General features: G+C 53.0%; 17 protein-coding genes. 11 read left to right on the top strand and 6 right to left on the bottom strand.

Going from position 1 to position 20,278, the window contains the following annotated elements:
• Nucleotides 1–38: 38 nt before the first annotated feature.
• The 5 genes from ACFQ0F_RS02395 (at nucleotide 39) to ACFQ0F_RS02375 (ending at nucleotide 5,559) form a co-directional block, all read left to right on the top strand.
• Nucleotides 39–1,385: a TolC family outer membrane protein gene (locus tag ACFQ0F_RS02395; protein ID WP_379068712.1), complete on the top strand. Its 1,347-nt coding sequence runs from the start codon at nucleotides 39–41 to the stop codon at nucleotides 1,383–1,385.
• A 238-nt stretch (nucleotides 1,386–1,623) separates the two neighbouring features.
• Nucleotides 1,624–4,077, top strand: coding sequence for a PKD domain-containing protein (locus ACFQ0F_RS02390; protein WP_379068709.1), 2,454 nt, complete (start codon nucleotides 1,624–1,626; stop codon nucleotides 4,075–4,077).
• 138 nt (nucleotides 4,078–4,215) lie between these two features.
• The gene (locus ACFQ0F_RS02385) at nucleotides 4,216–4,749 is read left to right on the top strand and encodes a YaeQ family protein (RefSeq protein ID WP_340675214.1); all 534 of its coding nucleotides are present in this window, start codon (nucleotides 4,216–4,218) and stop codon (nucleotides 4,747–4,749) included.
• Nucleotides 4,750–4,782: 33 nt separating this feature from the next.
• Nucleotides 4,783–5,286 (top strand): peptide-methionine (S)-S-oxide reductase MsrA, encoded by a 504-nt coding sequence (msrA, locus tag ACFQ0F_RS02380; protein ID WP_379068706.1) that lies wholly within the window; start codon nucleotides 4,783–4,785, stop codon nucleotides 5,284–5,286.
• A 33-nt stretch (nucleotides 5,287–5,319) separates the two neighbouring features.
• Nucleotides 5,320–5,559 (top strand): DUF2789 family protein, encoded by a 240-nt coding sequence (locus ACFQ0F_RS02375; RefSeq protein ID WP_379068703.1) that lies wholly within the window; start codon nucleotides 5,320–5,322, stop codon nucleotides 5,557–5,559.
• A 16-nt stretch (nucleotides 5,560–5,575) separates the two neighbouring features.
• Here ACFQ0F_RS02375 and rsuA read toward each other — a convergent pair whose 3' ends face one another.
• Nucleotides 5,576–6,268 carry a 16S rRNA pseudouridine(516) synthase RsuA gene (gene rsuA / locus ACFQ0F_RS02370; protein ID WP_340675211.1) on the bottom strand — a complete coding sequence of 231 codons (693 nt, stop codon included), beginning with the start codon at nucleotides 6,266–6,268 and terminating at the stop codon, nucleotides 5,576–5,578.
• A gap of 205 nt (nucleotides 6,269–6,473) precedes the next feature.
• Here rsuA and ACFQ0F_RS02365 point away from each other — a divergent pair, with 205 nt between their 5' ends.
• Entirely contained in the window at nucleotides 6,474–7,766 is a 1,293-nt protein-coding gene (locus tag ACFQ0F_RS02365; RefSeq protein WP_340675210.1) for an NAD(P)/FAD-dependent oxidoreductase, read from the top strand.
• A gap of 135 nt (nucleotides 7,767–7,901) precedes the next feature.
• Nucleotides 7,902–9,119, top strand: a complete 1,218-nt coding sequence (locus tag ACFQ0F_RS02360; RefSeq protein WP_379068700.1) for an iron-containing alcohol dehydrogenase — start codon at nucleotides 7,902–7,904, stop codon at nucleotides 9,117–9,119.
• A 58-nt stretch (nucleotides 9,120–9,177) separates the two neighbouring features.
• On the opposite strand, the gene ACFQ0F_RS02355 is transcribed toward ACFQ0F_RS02360, so the two are convergent.
• Nucleotides 9,178–9,852 carry a DUF599 domain-containing protein gene (locus ACFQ0F_RS02355; RefSeq protein ID WP_379068698.1) on the bottom strand — a complete coding sequence of 225 codons (675 nt, stop codon included), beginning with the start codon at nucleotides 9,850–9,852 and terminating at the stop codon, nucleotides 9,178–9,180.
• 62 nt (nucleotides 9,853–9,914) lie between these two features.
• On the opposite strand from ACFQ0F_RS02355, the gene ACFQ0F_RS02350 reads away from it, so the two are divergent.
• Nucleotides 9,915–10,457 carry an isochorismatase family protein gene (locus ACFQ0F_RS02350; protein ID WP_379068695.1) on the top strand — a complete coding sequence of 181 codons (543 nt, stop codon included), beginning with the start codon at nucleotides 9,915–9,917 and terminating at the stop codon, nucleotides 10,455–10,457.
• A gap of 38 nt (nucleotides 10,458–10,495) precedes the next feature.
• Here ACFQ0F_RS02350 and ACFQ0F_RS02345 read toward each other — a convergent pair whose 3' ends face one another.
• The 3 genes from ACFQ0F_RS02345 to ACFQ0F_RS02335 are packed head-to-tail and all read right to left on the bottom strand — an operon-like array spanning nucleotide 10,496 to nucleotide 14,949.
• Entirely contained in the window at nucleotides 10,496–11,278 is a 783-nt protein-coding gene (locus ACFQ0F_RS02345) for an SDR family oxidoreductase (RefSeq protein ID WP_379068692.1), read from the bottom strand.
• A 30-nt stretch (nucleotides 11,279–11,308) separates the two neighbouring features.
• Nucleotides 11,309–12,817 carry a hypothetical protein gene (locus tag ACFQ0F_RS02340; protein ID WP_379068689.1) on the bottom strand — a complete coding sequence of 503 codons (1,509 nt, stop codon included), beginning with the start codon at nucleotides 12,815–12,817 and terminating at the stop codon, nucleotides 11,309–11,311.
• Nucleotides 12,817–14,949 carry a TonB-dependent receptor family protein gene (locus ACFQ0F_RS02335; RefSeq protein ID WP_379068686.1) on the bottom strand — a complete coding sequence of 711 codons (2,133 nt, stop codon included), beginning with the start codon at nucleotides 14,947–14,949 and terminating at the stop codon, nucleotides 12,817–12,819. The genes ACFQ0F_RS02340 and ACFQ0F_RS02335 overlap by 1 nt, the downstream gene beginning before the upstream one ends.
• Before the next feature lie 142 nt (nucleotides 14,950–15,091).
• Between ACFQ0F_RS02335 and mfd the strand changes: the two genes are divergently transcribed.
• A complete protein-coding gene (gene mfd / locus ACFQ0F_RS02330) occupies nucleotides 15,092–18,577 on the top strand; it encodes a transcription-repair coupling factor (protein ID WP_379068683.1) in 3,486 nt (1,161 codons plus the stop codon).
• A 49-nt stretch (nucleotides 18,578–18,626) separates the two neighbouring features.
• Here mfd and ACFQ0F_RS02325 read toward each other — a convergent pair whose 3' ends face one another.
• The gene (locus ACFQ0F_RS02325) at nucleotides 18,627–19,145 is read right to left on the bottom strand and encodes a prepilin peptidase (RefSeq protein ID WP_379068680.1); all 519 of its coding nucleotides are present in this window, start codon (nucleotides 19,143–19,145) and stop codon (nucleotides 18,627–18,629) included.
• Nucleotides 19,146–19,320: 175 nt separating this feature from the next.
• Between ACFQ0F_RS02325 and ACFQ0F_RS02320 the strand changes: the two genes are divergently transcribed.
• Together ACFQ0F_RS02320 and ACFQ0F_RS02315 are read left to right on the top strand one after the other, a co-directional pair.
• Nucleotides 19,321–19,809: a TadE/TadG family type IV pilus assembly protein gene (locus tag ACFQ0F_RS02320; protein WP_379068678.1), complete on the top strand. Its 489-nt coding sequence runs from the start codon at nucleotides 19,321–19,323 to the stop codon at nucleotides 19,807–19,809.
• A gap of 3 nt (nucleotides 19,810–19,812) precedes the next feature.
• Entirely contained in the window at nucleotides 19,813–20,271 is a 459-nt protein-coding gene (locus ACFQ0F_RS02315) for a TadE family protein (protein ID WP_379068675.1), read from the top strand.
• Nucleotides 20,272–20,278: the final 7 nt, after the last annotated feature.

Raw genomic sequence — 20,278 nt, 5'->3', positions numbered from 1 at the left:
ATGACTTAACTACACTCTTATCGATGACGATTTCGCTCATGACTATCCGTAAATGTGTCACCTTGGCCTCAATGCTTTTCATCAGCCCAGCCACCTTTGCGACCAACTTGCTCGATATTGTGCATACGGCAGAAGTGAAAAACTCACGCTTTGCCGCACTCCGTGTCGAACGCGCTATTGCCAATCAAGCACCAGATATTGCGCGCGCCTCGCTACTGCCGCAGATAGTGCTGACGGCTTCGACTAGCACTGCCAACCTACAGCAAGACCCAATTAAGTTTGCCCCTGGCGTTCCAGCAGTAGGTGGCGATACAGCCTATGACAGCACCGAATGGGGTGGTCGTGTTGTTCAGCCTTTATTCAACTGGGGCGCTTTCCAGCAGTACCAAGTAGCTAAAATTCAGCGCTCCTATGAACAGGCCTTAGCCGATGCCAAGGCGCAAGATTTGTACTTCAATATCGCCGATGCCTACTTCAATGTTTTGCGCGCACAAGACAGCTTGAGCATTGCCAAAAGCCGCCTTGCATCTTTAGCCAAGCGCCTAGAAGAAGCGCAGGCGAAATACGCCTCGGGCTTCGTTTCACAGGTAGATATTTTGGAGCAAGAATCGCAGCGCGACGCCGCTGCCAGCCAAGTGTTAACAGCAGAAGATCAGCTCAATAGCCAGCGCGAAACACTAAGCGCACTGGTTGGCGAACCCACCACTGAGCTTGCCACCTTGCGCACCGACATCCCCGTATTGTTGCCAACACCTAACAGTGTTGATGCATGGGGCAAGCTCGCTATTGAGCAAAACCCCAACTTGCTGGCGTCACTACTGGGCATCGAACAAAGCAAAGCCAGCAAGTCGGCATTGAAGGCTGAATATCTGCCGCAAATTAACTTTTTTGCCAGCTATAGCGACCGTAATTTAAAAGGTAGTGACAGTGCAGCAGTTGCGCTCAACTCTGGCACGACTGATGTTGTAGGCGTTGAGGCGCGTTGGGAGATTTTTTCCGGCGGTGCAACCCATGCGCGCGTTAAACGCGCAGGCCTGCAAACCAACTTAGCGCTACAAAATCACGAATCCGATGCCAAAATCATCGAAAATCAGGCTCGGGCATTATTCCAAACTGCCAAGACTGACGCTTATCGCATTAAGGCAAAGCAACGCAGCCTGAGCTCAAGTGAGCTTGCTTATCGTGCCATTGAAGCAGGATATTCGGCTGGCACTCACAGCATCGTCGATGTCATGAGCTCTGAAACCAAGGTCAACACTGCCCGCGTTGAACTTGCAACCGCGCGTTACGACTATGTGATGAACTGCTTCCGCCTCTACCAAATCATCGGCCTATTAAACGAGAGCGCAATCACCCGCATCAATGGTTGGCTCGTGGCTAACTAAAGGCAACATAAGGGCTTCTGCGCGTTGATGAGCCAAAACTTGAGCCAAACAGCCCTGCCACTGCCACGTATTTGGCGTATTTGTTTGCCTGCTTCTTCCGTGCGAATGGCTAATGAAAACGCAACGGCTAAGTCTAATCCGCAGCCACTATTAACACTTATGTAACAAATTTGTTATATAAGGGGTGTTCCGTCAAAGAGGCTTGTCCAGCTTCCATACATTTTGCCGAGCACTACCTATGCGAATTACACCATGCTTAAGCCTTACCTTGCTTTCAATCTCACTCATTGCCTGTGGTGGTAATGGCTCCGGCAACACAGAACGGGCTGATAGCGGGGCACCAAGCATAGGTAATGAGTCAAGGCCTACTGCCGTTGCTGGCCCTAGCCAAACGGTTCAAGAAAACGATCTAATAATGCTTAGTGGCCAAGCTACTCCAGGGACAGGTCAATCGATACGCCGTGTCTTATGGCAGCAACTGGCTAGCGACAGCACTAAAGCCACATTGCCCAGTGACAACGGGCAAAAAAATATTCAATTTCAAGCACCTCAAGTTGAAAGCGATACGGTGCTGACCTTTATTTTTCTTGTCGAAGACAACCTAGGCCAAACAACAGAGGACAAAACAACTGTTTTAGTCCGCAACGTTCTGCCCAATAGACTTCCAATAGCGCATGCAGGCCAAGACCAAACGGTCGCCCACGGCACCTCTGATGTGACCCTGAATGGGTGTGAATCGATTGACCCCGACGGAGAAATTACCCATTACCGTTGGATTTTGGCCACCTCGCCAGCAGCAGTAGTCGGCACTGACTGTCAAATAACAACAGCGCTCAGCAATACCACCTCAACCGAAGAAGTGTATGTGTATGAGCTCAGCGTTACTGACAATGAGGGAGCTGAAGCTCGTGCCCAAACACGAGTAACTAAACGCGCATCAACCAATAACTCAGCCCCCATCATTGAACGAACTCAAGCCACCCCTACCCCTGCTCGCCCTAATGAACAAGTAGCACTATTAGTAAGCGCTAAAGACATGGATAACGATGGTTTACGTTATACCTGGACTCAAACAGAAGGAGAGGCTGTATATATAGCCAACTCAGAATCTGCAACGGCCTCATTCACTGCGCCGTCTAAAGCAGGTACATTAGTTTTTGCAGTGGCAGTTTCTGATGGCTCGGTAAGCGCCAATGACACCGTCAGTGTATCGGTAGCACCTCAAGAGCAATACGCTCAACCCACTATTGCTGAATGCTTGGCGGCGCCAACACAACCTAGCTGCTTCAGTGCGCTCAAGCAGCTGCTAACGAATAACCCCATTGCGTCCGCAGCCGGACTATCTGGAAGTCAGGACTCAGCGGGCACATGCAACCCTGCCGGCCAAACTAATTGGCCGCACTTCACTGGTGTTTTGCATGATCACACAGCCTATTCCGATGGCTACCAACTCACCAAGCCGGCGGATGTATTTGCCAGTGCCAAAGATAAAGGTTGGTCGTTTGCTTTCACCACGGATCACTCAGACAACTTAGGACTACCTATCCCACTAGTGCTTGCAAAAAACCCAGAATTTTGCGCAACCAACCCACTAGGGTGCCTGTTATCCGACCCAGACAACATCGCAAGTAATTTCACGAAGTGGGATGCAACGCACACTCAGGCACTTCAAGCGAGCACACCAAGCTTTACTGCTATGCGTGGTTTTGAGTGGACATCCGATCGATTTGGCCATGCCAATGTGCTGATGTCGCAGCACTTCATCAATCCAAAATTAGGGCCAGGATACTTGCTCACAATGGAAGGCTTCTGGGCATGGTTTGTCATGCCAACTAGCCTTGGTGGCGGCTCAGATGGCTTAATGATTTTTAACCACCCTGGTCGTGAGGATGCTATCCATGGCCCATTATCGGATTTAAAAAAGGCGCTCTCGCCCTTAGGCTTAGGAAAGCTTGCCGAAGAAAGCCCACTGCCTAGCAATCCACTTCAAGACTTACTGTCAGCCCCTGGCGATCCCGCTTATACCTTCAATGACTTGAAGTACGTGCCAGCCGCCGACTACCGTGTCGTAGGTCTTGAGGTCTTTGGCAAAGGTGATGAATACGACAGCGATGGTAAAAAACAAAGCTGGTTAGGCTACGCTCTAGATAAAGGCTGGTATCTCGCGCCTATAGGCTCAGAGGATCATCATGACAGTCGCTGGGGAGATGGAAATCTGCCAAAGACGGTGATTATTGCTCGCACACAAAGTCAAAGTGACCTTCGAGAGGCCTTATTAGCGCGCCGCGTATATGCCGTCGCGCAAAACTATAACCACTTACAGCTTAGTTTTACCGTAACGGAGTCGCCGCAAGGCAAGGCATACCCAATGGGCTCTCGCTTAGCAGCACCCACCGATCAACTAAAATTTCAGGTCAGCGTGGCCGATCGCTTGGGCAAGAAAACGCCACTACTTGCTCATAACACCATTATTGAAGTGATTAGCTCGCTTGCAGATAACTCCGTGAGTTACTCCCCGCTCATATCGCACAATGCAGCAACTACCACTTTCACCTTAAGCAATAGCGCAAAGCAAAACTGGGCTTTCGTAAGAGTGAGAGATAAGGCTACAGGTGCTCCTGTGGCTGTCTCAGCACCTATTTGGTTTAAGCAAGGAGGCACTGCTCTGCCAACTTGCAATAATGGCAGGTAACAATCTAGAGCTTAATAACAAGACTTTCTAAACGCTATGAAAGCCAGAGGTCAGTAGTGGGCGAAAAGGAGCTACCATAGGCGCTATTCGGCATGGCCTATTTCTCTTTGGGCAGCCAACTGACCTACGAGAAATTGAATGGCGCTGAAAGCCACCATCTGTAAAGTTGAACTCAATATCGCCGACATGGATCGTGGCTACTACGCCGATCATGTGCTCACACTGGCCCAACACCCTTCGGAAAATGACGAACGCCTCATGCTTAGGCTGCTGGCGTTTGTACTTTACGCGCACGAAGACCTCGCCTTCTCCAAAGGCTTAAGCGATCCCGATGAGCCAGACATCTGGCAAAAAGATCTCACCGGCACAATTGATCTCTGGGTCGATCTAGGCCAGCCTGATGAGAGGCGCGTGATGAAATCTTGCGGGCGCTCACGCCAAGTCGCCGTCGTTGCTTACGGTAATGCGGTGCCGATTTGGTGGGCCGCCATCGCGCCAAAATTAGAACGCGCTAACAACCTAGAGGTGCGCCGATTAGTGGTGCAAGGTGATACGCCACTCGCTGTCTTTGTGCAAAAAAACATGAAGTTGCAATGCACCGTACAGGATGGCCAGCTCTGGCTCAGCGACAACGAGCGCAGCATTGAGATCGATGCAATACCGCTGCGCTAAGGTTTACTCAATGGAATATTCAGGGGCAAAAATATGAGCGTAAACACAGAGACCGCTATTTTGGCTGGTGGATGCTTTTGGGGCATGCAAGACCTGATTCGCCAACAGCCGGGAGTGTTAAGCACGCGTGTTGGCTACTCGGGCGGCGATGTGCCAAATGCCACCTACCCCAACCACGGCTCGCACGCCGAGGCCATTGAGGTAGTGTTTGATCCAGCTCAGCTTAGCTTTCGCCTGCTGCTGGAATTTTTCTTTCAAATCCATGACCCCAGCACACCTGATCGACAAGGTAACGACAGAGGCAGCAGCTATCGCTCCGCGATCTTCACCACCTCAGATCAGCAACAACACGTTGCCAATGAAGTAATCGCTGCCGTCAATGTCAGTGGCCGTTGGCCAGGAAAGGTGGTGACAAGCGTTGAGCCCGCTGGCGATTTCTGGCAAGCAGAGCCTGAGCATCAAGACTATTTGCTACACAATCCAAGGGGCTATACCTGCCACTATATTCGCCCCGACTGGACGTTAGGTATAGGCTAAGTATTCGTAGTACAAACTGAAGAGGTGACCGAAATGAACCAAGCTCATCACCGCATGACCGAGCTATTTCAACAGCTTGGACTGCCTTCTGAAGATGCTGAAATACATGAATTTTTGTCTAAGCACCGGCCATTGCCAGCAGAAAAAACACTGGCTGAGGCCGAGTTCTGGACAGCCTCGCAAGCGAGCTTTATTCGCGAGGCACTAATGCTAGACTCTGACTGGACTGGCATCGTGGACCAGCTAAACGAAGCCTTACGGGCTAGCCAATAGCTGTAATCAAACGCGATTACTGAATGCTATTGATCTCGGCTTCGGTCAAGGCGCGATACTCACCCACCGCCAGCGCATCATCCAGCACGATATCGCCGATGCGCTCGCGGTGTAGCTCTAGCACGCGATTGTCGAGCGCGGCAAACATCCTTTTCACCTGATGGTATTTGCCCTCGCAAATCGTCAGGCGCACCTCATTGCTAAACACACGCTCTAGCGTGGCGGGCTTGGTCAGATGCTTTTCGTGATGCAGCTGCAAGCCGGCCTGCAGGCGCTCCTCAGCATCATCAGCAAGATCCGTTAGCAAGGTGGCGTAATAAGTCTTTTCGCACTCACTACGCGGCGATGTGACGCGATGATTCCACGGGCCATCGTCGGTAACTAACACTAAACCGGTGGTGTCGATGTCGAGACGGCCGGCAATGTGTAGCACTTGCCGATTAGGCTCATCGAGCAGCTCAAGCACCGTAGGGTGAACATTATCGCTAGTGGCACAGACATATCCTGCGGGCTTATTCAGCATGAAATAGCGGGGCCCAGCTGAGCTGAGCGTATCGCCATCGAGCTGCACCGTATCATTGGGGCCAATGACTAAGCTGGCACTTTTCGTGAGCTCTCCATTGACCATAACGCGCTTATTTCTTAAAGCTATCTTCACTAAGGCGCGCGATAGATCCGTGGTTTGAGCAATGTATTTATCGAGGCGCATGGATTAAACAATCTCAGAATGGTTGGTGGTTCGGCGCATGAAAGGCTGAACCATGCCCTAGTTTACTAGATACACCAAGGCATCTAAGCGATGGCATTTCGACTCTACAGTCACAAATAGCAATGACTGAGGATACTCGCTCTCATACAATGCGCGCCGCTTCTGGCGTTACGCGGCCAGATAAAATATTGATTTTGGAGACAAAATGGTCACTCCACGCATTGTTATCGTTGGCGGTGGTGCCGGCGGACTTGAGCTAGCAACACGCCTTGGGCGCAATTTAGGCCAGCAAGGTAAGGCCCGCATTATTTTAGTCGACGCCTGCTTAACGCATATTTGGAAACCACTGCTGCACGAAGTCGCGGCTGGCACCATCAACTCCTATGAAGACGAGTTGAACTATTTTGCCCATGCCTCGCAAAACCATTTTGAGTTCCAATTAGGACGTTTTGAAGGCGTCGATCGCGACGAGAAAACCATCACTTTGGCGCCATTATGCGACAGCCACGGCAAACCGTTAGCCAGCGCACGCCATTTGAACTACGACTGGTTAGTGATGGCAATTGGCTCTACATCAAATGACTTTGGTACCGAGGGTGCGCGCGAGCATTGCATATTCCTCGACTCACGCGCTCAGGCCGACCGTTTTCAATCCGAATTTTTGAATATGTATCTGCGCGCTCATGCCTACACTGACCGCCATGACAATCCACCTGAACTCAATATTGCCATTGTTGGCGCTGGCGCCACCGGTGTTGAACTTGCCGCCGAGCTGCATCATGCCGCGCATCAATTTGCCGAGTATGGCCTCGATGGCATTTCGCCTAGCCATGTCAATATCAGCTTGATCGAAGCCGCCGATCGCATTTTGCCCATCCTGCCAGAAGGCACATCGACGGCCGCGCGACAAAAACTAGAAAGCCTAGGCATCAAAGTCTTTACTCGCCAAAAAATCACGCAAATCAGCCAAGATGGCCTACAAGCAAGTAGCGGACTATTTGTACCCGCCTCACTTAAGGTGTGGTCAGCTGGCATCAAAGCACCTGATTTCATGAAAGACCTAAGCGGCCTTGAAACCAATCACATCAACCAATTGATCACTCAGCCAACACTGCAAACCACGCGTGATCCGCACATCTTTGCGATGGGCGATTGTGGCTCCTGCACCCTGCCTGGCAGTAGCCGCCCCGTGCCACCCCGCGCGCAGACTGCACATCAGCAGGCGAGCTACTTGCTCAAGGCCCTGCCCCGCCATATCGCTGGCAAGCCAGTGGCAGACTTCCGCTTCCAAGATAAAGGTTCATTGGTCTCTCTCAATAGCAGCGCTGTTGGCGTGCTCATGGGTTCGATTGCTGTGCAGGGTAAGCTAGCGCGAATTATGTATATTTCGCTGTATCGTCTGCACCAAGTCGCAATACACGGCTTCTTTAAAACCGCTGTGTTGTTTTGTAAAGACATTCTCAGCAGCAAGTCACGGCCTGAAATTAAGCTGCACTGATTGACGCCGCAATGCCGAGTTAGCGCTCGGCATAAAAGCGCTTTAACCATATTGTCTGACAATTTTTGCTTGCCGAAAGCGCACTGGCATTGTAGCGTGACCCCCTAGTCAACTCACTAAGGGATCCGCTGCGCCATGTCCGCCACTACCAATCGCCTGAAATCACTGCCAAAACTCAGCGCCCTCTGGGCAATTATCAAAGTCTTATCCATGCCAAGGCCATTGGTTATGCTTGGCGAAGGCTCAGCGCAACGCCTATGTCGCAGCATGGCCGATCAAGGCATCACACGCGTATTGGTGATTACAGATGATGTTTTGGCCAAACTAGGCACTGTCGATCCATTGATTGCCGAGCTAAAGAGCCATGGCGTGGAAACAACGCTATTCACTGGCGTACGCCCTGACCCCACATTTGAAGTCGTCGAAGCCGGTCTAGCGGCGTGCAAAGCCGCACGTGCGAATGCCATTTTGGTTGTTGGCGGTGGCTCAGCTATCGATGCCGGCAAGGTCATCGCGCTTGCTGCCTCCACAGGCAAAACCCCGCAACAACTAGTCGGCGTGCTAAAAGGCCGCAAACCATCACTGCCATTTTTTGTGGTGACGTCGACTTCGGGTACTGGTTCAGAAGCGAGTGTTGCTGCGGTTATTTCTGATAGCACCACGCACATCAAGTCGCTGCTAGTAGATCCGGCCATGGTGCCGAGAGCCGCCGCGCTAGATCCACTCATCACGCAAGGCATGCCGGCGTCGGTCACCGCAGAAACTGGCGTCGATGCACTCACACACGCGCTGGAAGGCTGGGTCAGTGGTTTCTCCAACGCCGAAACCGACGGCTACAACAGCACTGCCGTTCGCATGATCTTTAAGCATTTAGAAACCGCCTGCAATGAGCCAAAAAACCTCGCTGCGCGTGAAGCCATGGCCTTGGCATCGCACTATGCCGGCATCTGCTTAAACATCACGGCAGTGGGCTATGTTCACGCTATTGCGCATCAACTCGGGGCTAACTATGGTGTGCCACATGGCCGCGCCAACGCCATGGTGCTGCCGCATGTGCTGACCTTTAATAAACCCAACTGCCTGAAAAAATACGCGTTATTAGCACGCGACTTAGGCTTTGCCAGCGCGCAGCAAAACGATAGCGCTGCTGCAGATGCGTTGATCAGCAATGTGCATGAGCTGCTATCGCGACTGCCGCTGAAAAACCAAGGCGACTTGATCAAGCGCAGCGATTACGAACGCATCGCCCACGACGCACTGACTGAAGCTCACGGCATGTATAGCGTGCCGCGCTATATGGTCGAAGCCGACGTTTATCGCATGCTCGACGGCGTGGTTGCAGCTGCTCGCTAACACTAGTGTGAGAGGGTAGCTTTAACGAGCTACCCTCTCACGAATGTTGGTTGCGCGTTTAGGCTTCTGGGTGATGCACGCTGCGTGTTTGCTTGCTCAGGCGATCAAACCGCTGCAGACCACGCACCACTAAAATCGCCGCCACCGGCCCTGCAAACGGATACACAATGCCGGTGAGCACAGGCGATAGCAAAATCAAATTGCGCAGGCCTCGGCCATAAAGTACGCCCGCTCTACGCACATACAAGCCGCCAGTTGCTGTCCAGCGTAGGCGCGACTCTGAGCCAACCGGCATCGCACCGATAAAACCAGCATGAGTGTAATAGCGCACTGCCATTGCCGATGAAATTAGCGATGACAGCAGCAGCACCAAAAGCACCAGCTCCAGCGCTAAACGCGGCGTGAACATGGGCATGCCACCAAGAATAAAACTCTCGCGCAATAGCGGCGCCGACAACGTCACTGCACCCACCAAGCCAAGCACTGCCGTTGAGGCGGTAACGCTAGCCGACATCAATGAGTTGCGCAGAGTTTGCACCGCCAGCACTTCCGTGCCCGGCGTGGTGCTAATGGCAGCAAACCACTCTTCGCGTAAAGTCTCGTGCGCCTGCCGGGCCACGCGCTCAGTTGGACGGCGAGCTCGAATAGCAAAACGAAATTCATATAGCGCCAAAATCGCCATGGTGGCTGCTACCGACAACCAACTAATGGCCTCAATCATTGCTTCTGACATCCCCGCCTCCGCTGCGCTATTTACGCTAGAGTGTAGCGTGACTTCGCTAGCTTATGGAGACGATGACTATGCTACTTAGCGCCAAAACCAGTGTGATTGTCGCGGTCGATTTACAAGGTCGGCTATTGCCCGCCATCGATAATGGCTCGAATGTTTTAGCTCAGGCGCAGCGTTTATTGCGTATGGCTGCATTGCTCGATGTGCCGCGAATATCCACTGTGCACCGGCCCGAAAAGCTCGGGCCAACTGAGGCTATGGTGCGCAGTTTAGTCACGCACGAAGTTGAGAAAACAACGTTCAATGCCTGCCATGCTGAACTGCTCGATGCTCTGCCGAGCGCAGCTGATGATGTCGTGATATTTGGCTGCGAGGCGCATGTTTGCTTGCTGCAAACGGCCATGGGTGTGCTGATGAGCGGACGTCGTGTTTGGGTTGTAGAAGAGGCTTGCGGCTCGCGTCATGCTAGCGATAAAGCCACGGCGATGGCGAGATTACGTCAAGCTGGCGCGCAGATTATTAGCGTGGAAATGGCAGGCTTTGAATGGATGCACGATAGCCTAGACCCACGTTTTCGTGAGTTCCAGGCTTTGGTGAAGGCTGTCTAAAAGCGGCTTAGTAATGGCTTAGGGTTCAGCAGAGTGAATCAGTGCTCGCTACTCATGCGCTGGTTAATCCAACGGCTCATCCACGCCGGTGACAACTTAATCGCCAAGTTCAGCATCTTAGTTTGCAAGCCCACGGGGTAATGAATCGGGCTAGTCTCGCCACGATCATTGGCGGCATACCAAACCGCACGCGCAACGTCATCGGCATTGAGCTTGATGCCCAATGACTTCACGCTCGGCAGCTTATCCAAGCCAACAACCATATTGGTTTGCACAAATAGCGGCCAAATACTTTTCACACGAATGCCCTGCTCCGCCCATTCGCAATCGAGCGCTTCGGTGAGTCCACGCACGGCAAACTTGCTCGATGAATAACTCGCCAAGCCCGGCTGGCCAAACATGGCTGAAGCCGAAGCCATATTGATCACCGTCGATTTCGGCGTTTTGCATAGATAGGGATACGCCGTGTGGCAGCCGGCCATGACGCCGCTTACATTGATATCGATAATGGCCTGATGACGCATCAGCGGAATCTCGTGAAATGCACCCGCGGATAAAATACCGGCGTTATTGACCAACACATCGAGGCGCTCGCCCGAGGCTTTCCAAAAGCTCGCTAAGGCTTTGTCCCACTGTTTGGCATCGGCAACATTGAGCGCCGTCGTGAAGCAACGCTCAGCGCCAATTTCTGACTTCAATGAAGCGAGACCAACTTCGTCAAGATCGGCAGCACCGACAAACCAGCCTTGATGCGCAAACTCAAGCGCCACAGCGCGGCCAATGCCAGCAGCAGCGCCAGTAATAAAGACAGCTTGTTTCATATTCGTATCCAGCTAAAGATTGCGCAAACTTTAGCCTAAGCGCCGCCTTCTCGCTAGCAAAAGACCGAGGCAAGCCATGACAAATACGCCTAAAGCTTGCAGCCCAAGAATGCCATCACGCGCACCTTTGCCAAGACCATCGAGCCACATGGCTTTGTGAATATAGGCAAAGCTATAGCCCTCGACGCGTGCTAAATCGGTGACTACCGAGCTCACAACGGCGTCAATAGGGTCGATATAAATCGCGATGTGATCGGGCGTGTCGAGCTGTAATTGATAGACCGGCAGGCGCTTTTGCACGAAGCCATATTCTGCCGTAAAGCCAGTGACTGCCTGCTGGCTCTCAATACTTGCGCCGAGATGCTGTGCCAATACGCCAGCAGCTAGTTCCTGCACATAGCGCTCGATGGCTACTGGTTGGGCATTTTCGGCGCGCTGTAGGCTTATCGCTAGGTTGGGCGTGGCAGCATGGTGTTGATGTTCGGCATGCTCTTTATCGTGGCCACTATGTTGACTCTTGGCTCCGTGGCCGCGATCAACGGCATAGCTCATCCACAATGGGCCGTTGGCACTAGCCACCGCCAAACTGCGCTCGCCCATCACGCCTAAAACCGGAGGCAATGTGCGCAACTGGCCAGCGCTAAATGCTACGCGCTCGGGCTTAGCGTTGAAGCTAGGCTGGCTTTTATTAATAGCCAAGACGTGAAACATACCGCTGCTCATCGACGCGATGGCGCCAAGCGCGACAAACCAACCAAGGCGGCGATGCCAGCGTCGTGCTGCATGCGGCGCAGATAATTCAGTTGGATTGCTAGAGTTAAGTGCCTTAGACCCAACGACAGTCTTACGCCGAAATAAACGAAAAATCCCAGTGACCACCACAGCTAAACCAAGGCTCAACACAATGGCCATGGCGATATCACGCGAAGGCTCATGCGACCAAAAGCTCCAGCTATGCAGCCGCGAAAAGGTCGCGCTAAACCATGTTTTCCATGGGTCGCTCAGCGCCGATAAACGCAGGCCACGCGGCTCAATAAATGTCACAGTGTCGTGACCGCTAAACTGCACACGCCACACCGGCAAATAGCGATTTATAAAGGGATATTCGGCACTAAACGAAGTGATGAGCTGTAACTCGGCCTCGCCACTGGATATGCCAGTGAAATGCCGCGCCAAAGCTGTCATTAACGCTGGCTCAATGTCGCTTAGCTGGCCATCATGAGCGCGAAAATACTGCCGTGTGCCATCTGCGCCGCCAGCCATCCAGTAAGCCGTGCCCTGCCACGTCAGCGGGCGCAACTCAGTCATCACAAGATCTTTCGACAACACCGAGGCTGGCGCGGGCAAAGCCTGCCAGCTCGTGCCCGATGGCGCGTTGATGATTTCAGGAGGTGGCACCATGGCCGCCGCCGAAGGCTGCCAGCGCGTCATTAGTGGATGCAATAAGCCGGTTAGCGACCACGCCAGCAGCGGCAAAACCACTATCAGCGCCAATGTGCGATGCCAGCGTGCGAGCCGGCTCAAACGAGAAGTTATCATCAAAATGCCTGACTCACACCGGCGTAAACTGCACGGCCATCGCCAGGGCTAAACTGTGCTTGGTCCGCACCGCCAGCATCAAAAATCACCCCTGTGGTGCTGGCATAACGCTTATCGCCCAAGTTACGGCCTTCGACAAACCAAGCAAAACCATTGCTCATTGACTGATTAAGCTTGACGCCATAAACGCTATAGCCCGGTGCGTTTAACGTGTTTTTATGATCAACCCAAGCGCGTGAAGCCGACTGCAACGTTGGACCAAACCAAACATTGCCAGGTAGTTTTACAGCAACCTCAGCATTGAGCACTTGGCTAGGCAAGCCGGCAATGTCGTTGTTGCCAGCGCTAGCATCGCGAACAAAACGGAAGTCATTGTAGAGATAACTAGCTTGAGCACGCCATGCATTAGCTCGTGCCGACAGGCCAAGTTCGACGCCTTGATGTAGGGTTTTATCGGCATTGATGGTGGCAGAGCTAGTACCCACCGCCAAGGTCAACAACTCATTGCGAATGCGTGCGCGATACAGCGATGCATCCCAGCCTAAACGTGCGTCGGCGAGATGGATATGGCCGCGTGCACCGACTTCCGCAGTTATTGCTCGTTGCGCTTTTAAGGGCTGATTATTGAGCGCCTCGGAGAAACTCGGCGGCTCAAAACTGCCACTCACGTTGGCATACGCTTCGGTATCTTTCGCTAGGCGGTAAATCAGGCCTATTTTCGGTGAAGTGCGCTGATAGCTTTCGCTGTAGCTGCCCGTGGGGAGTAGCGTTGCGCCTGTGGCTGGATCTAGGCCGTTGTTGTCGATCTCAACCGTCTGTTTGCGAGTCGCAAAGCTACTTTGCACGCCAGCGACTGTCGTCAATTTTGGCGACCAATCCCAGCTACTTTGGCCATACAGGTCGATATTATCGGCGCTGAGCTGTTGCCGGTGATCTAACGCGCCGCGAGCCTGACCAACGGCAAAGCCCTGCCCTGGTACAAAGGCATTATTGGCATAGCCGTAGCGCTCATCATCGGTCAAACCATGGCGCCATTGCACACCAACAATATGTTGCTGGGTTTTACTATCCCATGTGGTATTGGCGGTGTGGCGCAAACCCACGCCCCAATCTTGTGAGTCCTGCTCAAGCACACCGGGGCCTGTGGGGAAAAACTCTATCGGATGGTACAAACGCTTTTTCGCCACAAATACTGAAGCCTCGGTGCTGTCACCGTTGGCGTGGGTGTATTGCGTGCGATTAGCCAAACGATAAAGCATAAAATCACGATGCTGGTCGCGCGCTACCGCACGTGTATTGGCTTGGCGCGGATCAGCTTTCAGTTGGGCATAGGTCAAATTGCCCGGCAACTCCGAGTCGGTCTCAACCACTGTCACATAAGTACGATTTTCTAGTTGCGGGCTAAGCTGCACACCAACATTGCCAACAAAGCGCGTGTTGCGCTGGCGAGCATGATCGCGAAATCCATCTTGCTCTTGAAAGTTGGCTGAGGCGAAGGCATCGAGCGCACCTTTCTGGCCGCCAGCGCTTAAGTTATAGCGCTGATAATAAAATGAGCCGGCTTCAGCACGTAGCGATAGTACCGGTGAGGTACGGCCAGTTTCGCTGACATAGTTGATCGCACCACCCAAAGTGCCGCCGCCGTAGCGCAAAGCATTAGCGCCGCGCTCAACTTCGATGTAGCGCGTGGCTTGTGGCTCGATTGCCTGCATATCAAAGCCGCCATCAGCGAGATTTATCGGCACACCATCCTGCAATAGCAATAGGCCACGGCCGTGAAAAGTACGCTGCAGGCCGGAGCCACGAATGCTAATGCGCGCTTCATCGGAGCCAAAACGCGAGGCGATAAATACCCCCGGCGCCAGTTTTAAAGTGTCTTCCATGGTGCCGGCGCGACCGGTCAGATAGTCTTGTGCATCGACCACACTGACGCCGCCTGGCGCTTTTTGTAGCTCGTTTAAGGCCTTGGCTGGACTCACGGAAAATGCGGAATTTTGTGCATCAGCATTTATAGTCACAGCCGGTAGCACATGCTCAGCAAATGCCGGCACGCTAAAGCCCGCGCTTATCGCAGCAATGGCCAGCGCTAATGGCCGTAGAGGTCTCGTCTCTTCTTGTTTTATCGGACGCATCTAAAAACTCCAGTAAGATAGACCGAGTTTATGTGACTCATCCGAGCTTTACCTGCGACATAATGTCGCACCTTGCGCATGTTTTCTCACCGCTGAGCCTCTGTGCCGCTGAGCTAAACCCCTGTTTTGGAATGTGTTTGTTATGACCACTGCGTTATCGTCAACAGTACTCACTTTGCCCGCCCTACCCACTCGTGCCGATGACAAACGTCATTGGGGCAGCATCAGCGGCGGCGCACAGGCGCTAAGCATCGCGGAGATCGTGCAAACACACACCGGCCTAGTCGTGGTCATCACCCACAACAGCCAAACTGCCGCGCGCTTAGAAGACGAACTACGATTTTTTCTACCAGATGCCACGAGCTGGCCCATCGCGCATTTCCCTGACTGGGAAACCCTGCCCTACGACCAGTTTTCGCCACACCAAGACATCATCTCGCAACGCTTGCAGGTGCTCTCCACGCTGGCGCAAACACCACGTGGCGTGCTGGTCATTTCTGCTAGCACCAGCGCACATCGCTTAGCACCGAAAGATTGGCTGCTAGGTCAGGCCGTGAGCCTGCGCATCGGTCAAAAACTCACACTCGATGACACTCGCACTCAGCTCGATGCCGCCGGCTATCGCTTAGTCGATACGGTCTATGAGCATGGCGAGTTTGCCGTGCGCGGTAGCCTCATTGATCTGTTTCCAATGGGTGCTGAACACCCCGTGCGCATCGAACTATTTGACGATGAAATCGAAACGCTGCGCCTATTCGACGGCGAAACTCAGCGCACCGTCGAGGCCATCGAAAAGCTCACTCTGATGCCTGCGCATGAGTTCCCACTCGACAAAGCCGGCATACGCCGCTTTCGCGACCAATGGGCCGATAACTTTACTGGCGACCCCAAGCGCAGCAGCCTCTACACCGACGTCATCAACCGCATTGCCGGCAATGGCATTGAGTATTATCTGCCGCTATTTTTTGAGCGCTGCGATAGTATTTTCGACTACTTGCCACGCAATAGCCTGATGGTCATGGAGGCCAATGCCGCCGATCAGTTAGGCCAATTTCGCGTCGAAGTGAGCAATCGCTACGAGCAATATCGTGGCGATTTAAGCCGCCCACTGCTCGCACCCGAAAAGCTGTTTTTAGCCGATAACGAATGGTTTAGCGCCCTAGCTAATTTTCCGCGCATCACGCTACAAGCCGCTGCTTTAAATGACGATCAAGCTTCACGAGCAGGTTTTCATCAGCTCGCCTTTAGCGAAGCGCCGGCGCTGCCCATCGACAGTAAAGCAGAGCAACCACTCGCGGCCTTGCAGCAATTTTTAAACGCTAAAACCACGCCGCGCGTGCTGCTCTGCGCCGAAACCGCTGGCCGCCGAGAAAGCCTAAGCGAGCTGCTAGCACGCCATGATTTACAGCCAGAACCCGTCGCCAGTTGGGCCGATTTCCTACTCAGCGATGCACCATTTTGCCTAACTGTTGCCTCGCTAGAACAAGGCTTAGTAAACGACGCCTTCGCACTGATTTCCGAGTCGCAGCTGTTTGGTGGCCAACGCGTCGCGCAACGTCGCCGCCGTAAAGCCACCTCTGCCGATGGCCAAGCGGAAATGGCCATCCGCTCACTCAGCGAACTACAACCCGGCGCACCCGTGGTGCACAACGACCACGGCGTTGGTCGCTATCAAGGCCTAGTCACGCTCGACATGGACGGCACGGTGCAGGAGTTTTTGCTGCTCGAATACGCCGATTCCGCCAAGCTCTACGTGCCGGTGTCGCAGCTGCAAGTGATCTCGCGCTATGCCGGCGCCGACGACGCCTCGGCACCGCTACACCGCCTCGGCACCGAGCAATGGACCAAAGCCCGACGCAAAGCTGCCGAGCAAGTGCGCGACACCGCCGCCGAACTACTCAACCTTTACGCTCGCCGCGCTGCCCGCCAAGGCTTCAGCTGCGCCTTCGACGAAGTTGAATATCGCCGCTTCTCCGATGGCTTTTTGTTTGAAGAAACTGCCGATCAAGCCGCCGCCATTCTCAGCACCTTGGCAGATATGCGCTCGCAACGGCCAATGGATCGCCTGGTTTGCGGCGATGTCGGCTTTGGTAAAACTGAAGTTGCTATGCGCGCGGCCTTTGTCGCTGTGCAAGCAGGTAAGCAAGTCGCAGTCTTGGTACCAACCACTCTGCTCGCTCAGCAGCATGTCGAAAACTTCCGCGACCGTTTCGCCGACTGGCCCATTCGCATCGATGGCCTCTCGCGTTTTCAATCGGCGAAAGAGCAAAAAGCCACATTGGAAGCCTGCGCCAATGGCCAAGTCGATATCCTTATTGGCACCCACAAACTCTTACAGCCCGATGTACATTTTAAACAACTCGGCCTAATCATCGTCGATGAAGAGCACCGCTTTGGCGTGCGTCACAAAGAAGCATTAAAGCAACGGCGTGCCGAGGTAGACCTACTCACACTAACCGCCACGCCCATCCCGCGCACGCTGAATATGGCCTTCTCCGGCCTGCGCGATTTGTCGATTATCGCCACGCCACCGGCACGCCGACTAGCCGTGAAAACCTTTGTGCGCGAGACCAATGAAGCGGTGATTAAAGAGGCCATCCTGCGCGAACTGCTGCGCGGTGGTCAGTGCTACTACCTGCACAACGAAGTCGATAGCATCGAGAAAACCGCTGAGGAACTTGGCCGCTTAGTGCCCGAGGCACGTATTGGTGTTGCCCATGGTCAAATGCGCGAACGTGAGCTCGAGCAGGTCATGAGCCAGTTTTATCATAAGCAATTCAATATCTTGGTGTGCTCAACGATTATTGAGACCGGCATCGATGTGCCCAGCGCCAACACCATCATCATGGATAGAGCCGACAAGCTCGGCCTTGCTCAGCTGCATCAGCTCCGTGGCCGCGTTGGGCGCTCGCACCATCAGGCCTATGCCTACTTGCTCACACCGCCACACAAATCGATCACTGGCGATGCTGAAAAACGCTTAGAGGCTATTGCTGCAGCTGGCGACTTAGGTGCGGGCTTTGCGCTGGCATCGCAAGATTTGGAAATCAGGGGCGCCGGCGAACTCTTGGGCGAAGGCCAAAGTGGCGACATCCACAGTGTCGGCTTCACGCTCTATATGGAAATGCTCGATCGCGCCGTAAAGGCCATTCGCAGCGGCCATACACCCAACCTCGACCAACCCTTTGAGCTCGCCGCCGACATCAACTTGCGCGTTTCGGCACTCATTCCCGACGACTATCTACCCGATGTCCACAACCGCCTGCTCATGTACAAACGCATCAGCAGCGCCGACACCGCCGACGCGCTCGACGAGCTGCAGGTGGAGATGATCGATCGCTTTGGCCTACTGCCCGAGCCGGTGAAAAACCTATTTGCCGTGAGCCTATTGCGCCTGCGAGCCAATGCCTTGGGCATTCGCAAAATCGACGCAGGACCAAGCAGCGGACGTATAGACTTTGCGCAAGACACCAGCATCGATCCACGCCGACTAATATCGCTGATTCAGCAGCAGCCGAAGAAATACAAGCTAGAAGGTGGCGATAAACTGCGCTTCTCAGAGGTAATGAGCGATGCTGCCGGTCGCTTAAGGGCGGTAAATGGCTTGCTCGATGCGCTAGCGAATTGAGGCAATCAGACTCAGTAGGCTTTATTTAGACAAGCCTTCCTCAGTCATCTTATCCCGCCAAATAATACGGTAGCGCAAAAGTAGCCACTAAGTAGCCAATAAATAGCCCCGGAACAAATGGCCACTCTCTCTTGGCAAGCTCTTCCTCAGGGCTTAAAGGCTCTGCTTTTGGGCTAATAGGTGTAGCGGCTTGGCGCATAGTATCGGCGCGCTGCACCATCAAGCGCTGGCTTAGCGCCACAATCACCAATACCAGAGTACCCACCACAAACGTCATCACTACCGTCAATGGGTCTGTCGCCAAGCCCAGCCCAGCCAGCAGCTTAACATCGCCACCGCCCAAGCGATTAAGCACAAATCCCGGCAAAGTAATCAGCCCCGCAAAAGCAAAGCCCAGTAAACCACTCTGCCAAGATGTGCCGCTCAAAGCCTGTCCTTGCAGCAGCAAACTCGCGGCTGCGGCAAAGAGAAACCCAAAGCTATAGGCATTTGGCACCCGCCGCGAACGCCAGTCACTCAAGGCACAGGCTAGCAACCACATAGAAATGAGTAACTCAGTAAGCGCCATAAGAAAATTCCATTCAGAAAATCACGATGCGACATGCTCAGAGATGCGGCGCGTGCTGTCCATAGGCCTCATAAGTAACACAATACAGTCAATAACAAGTTAGCTATACAGCCGCAACACAGGTCGCGTTATAGTAGAAGCATTGTCATAAAGAGATGCTGCCATGAGGCGCACCATGAAAACAATATTGCGCAAAGATCAAAGCGGAGTCGCGGCTATTGAGTTTTCGCTAGTATTCGCGCTGCTTTTCGCTACTTTTTGGGCGATCATCAGCTACGCGCTGCCGTTTTTTTTATACCAAACAATGAATCATGCTGTCGCAGAAGCAACTCGTGAATTGGTAAAATATGAGTCCCCCACTCCTACAAATGCTACAGACGAACTAAAAAAACAATTAAATAAGTTTTTACCTAGCGCCTTCTTCGACAAGCTGGAGTTTCCAGCACCTATAATCAAGCCAGTAGATTTAACTGGAAATGATGAGGATGGTAATCCTGTCACTTATTCGTATAAAACACTGTCAATCAAAGTGGTATATCCAGGCTGCAATAGCAGTAGCTTACGCACCCACTGCATTACTCCAGCGCTAAATTTATTAGGTGCAAGCATACCTAACTTAGGTCCATATACCGCCGAAACAGAAATTCGCTTGTCGAGGAGCTAAGCCATGCGCACAAAGACGCGCCAAATTTCAAAAAAAGATGCTCAGCGTGGCGTTGCCGTTATCGAGTTTGCTCTTGTATTTACGATCGTATGGGCGGTGTTTTGGTCGCTCATTTGCTATGTTGCCCCATTGATCGTGTTGCAAACAATGCATAGAGCAAGTGCCGAGGGCGCTCGAGTTGGAGCGATGATAGATTCGGCGTCATTACGAAAAGTACAAGCGGAAGCCGCAGCAAGCAAAGAACTAAAATCGCTCCCCGCTAGTTGGCGCGTAGGCATCAAGGCCATCGCTACTGTTTGTGCTGCTCCCAAAGATGATGAGCCTTGTCTACTTACTATTACTATCACTCAGCCATATGCAGCCAATGCACCGCTGAAGCCAATCATTAATCTACCCGGTATTGGTACGATTCCGGCCCTACCTGTGGAGCTGCGCTCAGAAGCTTCATTACTCCTAAATTAGCAAGTAA

Origin of the sequence: Paraperlucidibaca wandonensis (genome assembly GCF_042677145.1) — a bacterium.
GTDB lineage: Bacteria > Pseudomonadota > Gammaproteobacteria > Pseudomonadales > Moraxellaceae > Perlucidibaca > Perlucidibaca wandonensis.
The sequence above is the reverse complement of the archived record's forward strand: the minus strand, read 5'-3'. Positions and strand labels throughout refer to the sequence as shown.

Excerpts from the sequence above, each read along its gene's own strand:
- ACFQ0F_RS02395 (WP_379068712.1), top strand. The coding sequence starts at position 39 with ATGACTATCCGTAAATGTGTCACCTTGGCCTCAATGCTTTTCATCAGC.
- ACFQ0F_RS02390 (WP_379068709.1), top strand. The coding sequence starts at position 1,624 with ATGCGAATTACACCATGCTTAAGCCTTACCTTGCTTTCAATCTCACTC.
- ACFQ0F_RS02385 (WP_340675214.1), top strand. The coding sequence starts at position 4,216 with ATGGCGCTGAAAGCCACCATCTGTAAAGTTGAACTCAATATCGCCGAC.
- msrA (WP_379068706.1), top strand. The coding sequence starts at position 4,783 with ATGAGCGTAAACACAGAGACCGCTATTTTGGCTGGTGGATGCTTTTGG.
- ACFQ0F_RS02375 (WP_379068703.1), top strand. The coding sequence starts at position 5,320 with ATGAACCAAGCTCATCACCGCATGACCGAGCTATTTCAACAGCTTGGA.
- rsuA (WP_340675211.1), bottom strand. The coding sequence starts at position 6,268 with ATGCGCCTCGATAAATACATTGCTCAAACCACGGATCTATCGCGCGCC.
- ACFQ0F_RS02365 (WP_340675210.1), top strand. The coding sequence starts at position 6,474 with ATGGTCACTCCACGCATTGTTATCGTTGGCGGTGGTGCCGGCGGACTT.
- ACFQ0F_RS02360 (WP_379068700.1), top strand. The coding sequence starts at position 7,902 with ATGTCCGCCACTACCAATCGCCTGAAATCACTGCCAAAACTCAGCGCC.
- ACFQ0F_RS02355 (WP_379068698.1), bottom strand. The coding sequence starts at position 9,852 with ATGTCAGAAGCAATGATTGAGGCCATTAGTTGGTTGTCGGTAGCAGCC.
- ACFQ0F_RS02350 (WP_379068695.1), top strand. The coding sequence starts at position 9,915 with ATGACTATGCTACTTAGCGCCAAAACCAGTGTGATTGTCGCGGTCGAT.
- ACFQ0F_RS02345 (WP_379068692.1), bottom strand. The coding sequence starts at position 11,278 with ATGAAACAAGCTGTCTTTATTACTGGCGCTGCTGCTGGCATTGGCCGC.
- ACFQ0F_RS02340 (WP_379068689.1), bottom strand. The coding sequence starts at position 12,817 with ATGATAACTTCTCGTTTGAGCCGGCTCGCACGCTGGCATCGCACATTG.
- ACFQ0F_RS02335 (WP_379068686.1), bottom strand. The coding sequence starts at position 14,949 with ATGCGTCCGATAAAACAAGAAGAGACGAGACCTCTACGGCCATTAGCG.
- mfd (WP_379068683.1), top strand. The coding sequence starts at position 15,092 with ATGACCACTGCGTTATCGTCAACAGTACTCACTTTGCCCGCCCTACCC.
- ACFQ0F_RS02325 (WP_379068680.1), bottom strand. The coding sequence starts at position 19,145 with ATGGCGCTTACTGAGTTACTCATTTCTATGTGGTTGCTAGCCTGTGCC.
- ACFQ0F_RS02320 (WP_379068678.1), top strand. The coding sequence starts at position 19,321 with ATGAAAACAATATTGCGCAAAGATCAAAGCGGAGTCGCGGCTATTGAG.
- ACFQ0F_RS02315 (WP_379068675.1), top strand. The coding sequence starts at position 19,813 with ATGCGCACAAAGACGCGCCAAATTTCAAAAAAAGATGCTCAGCGTGGC.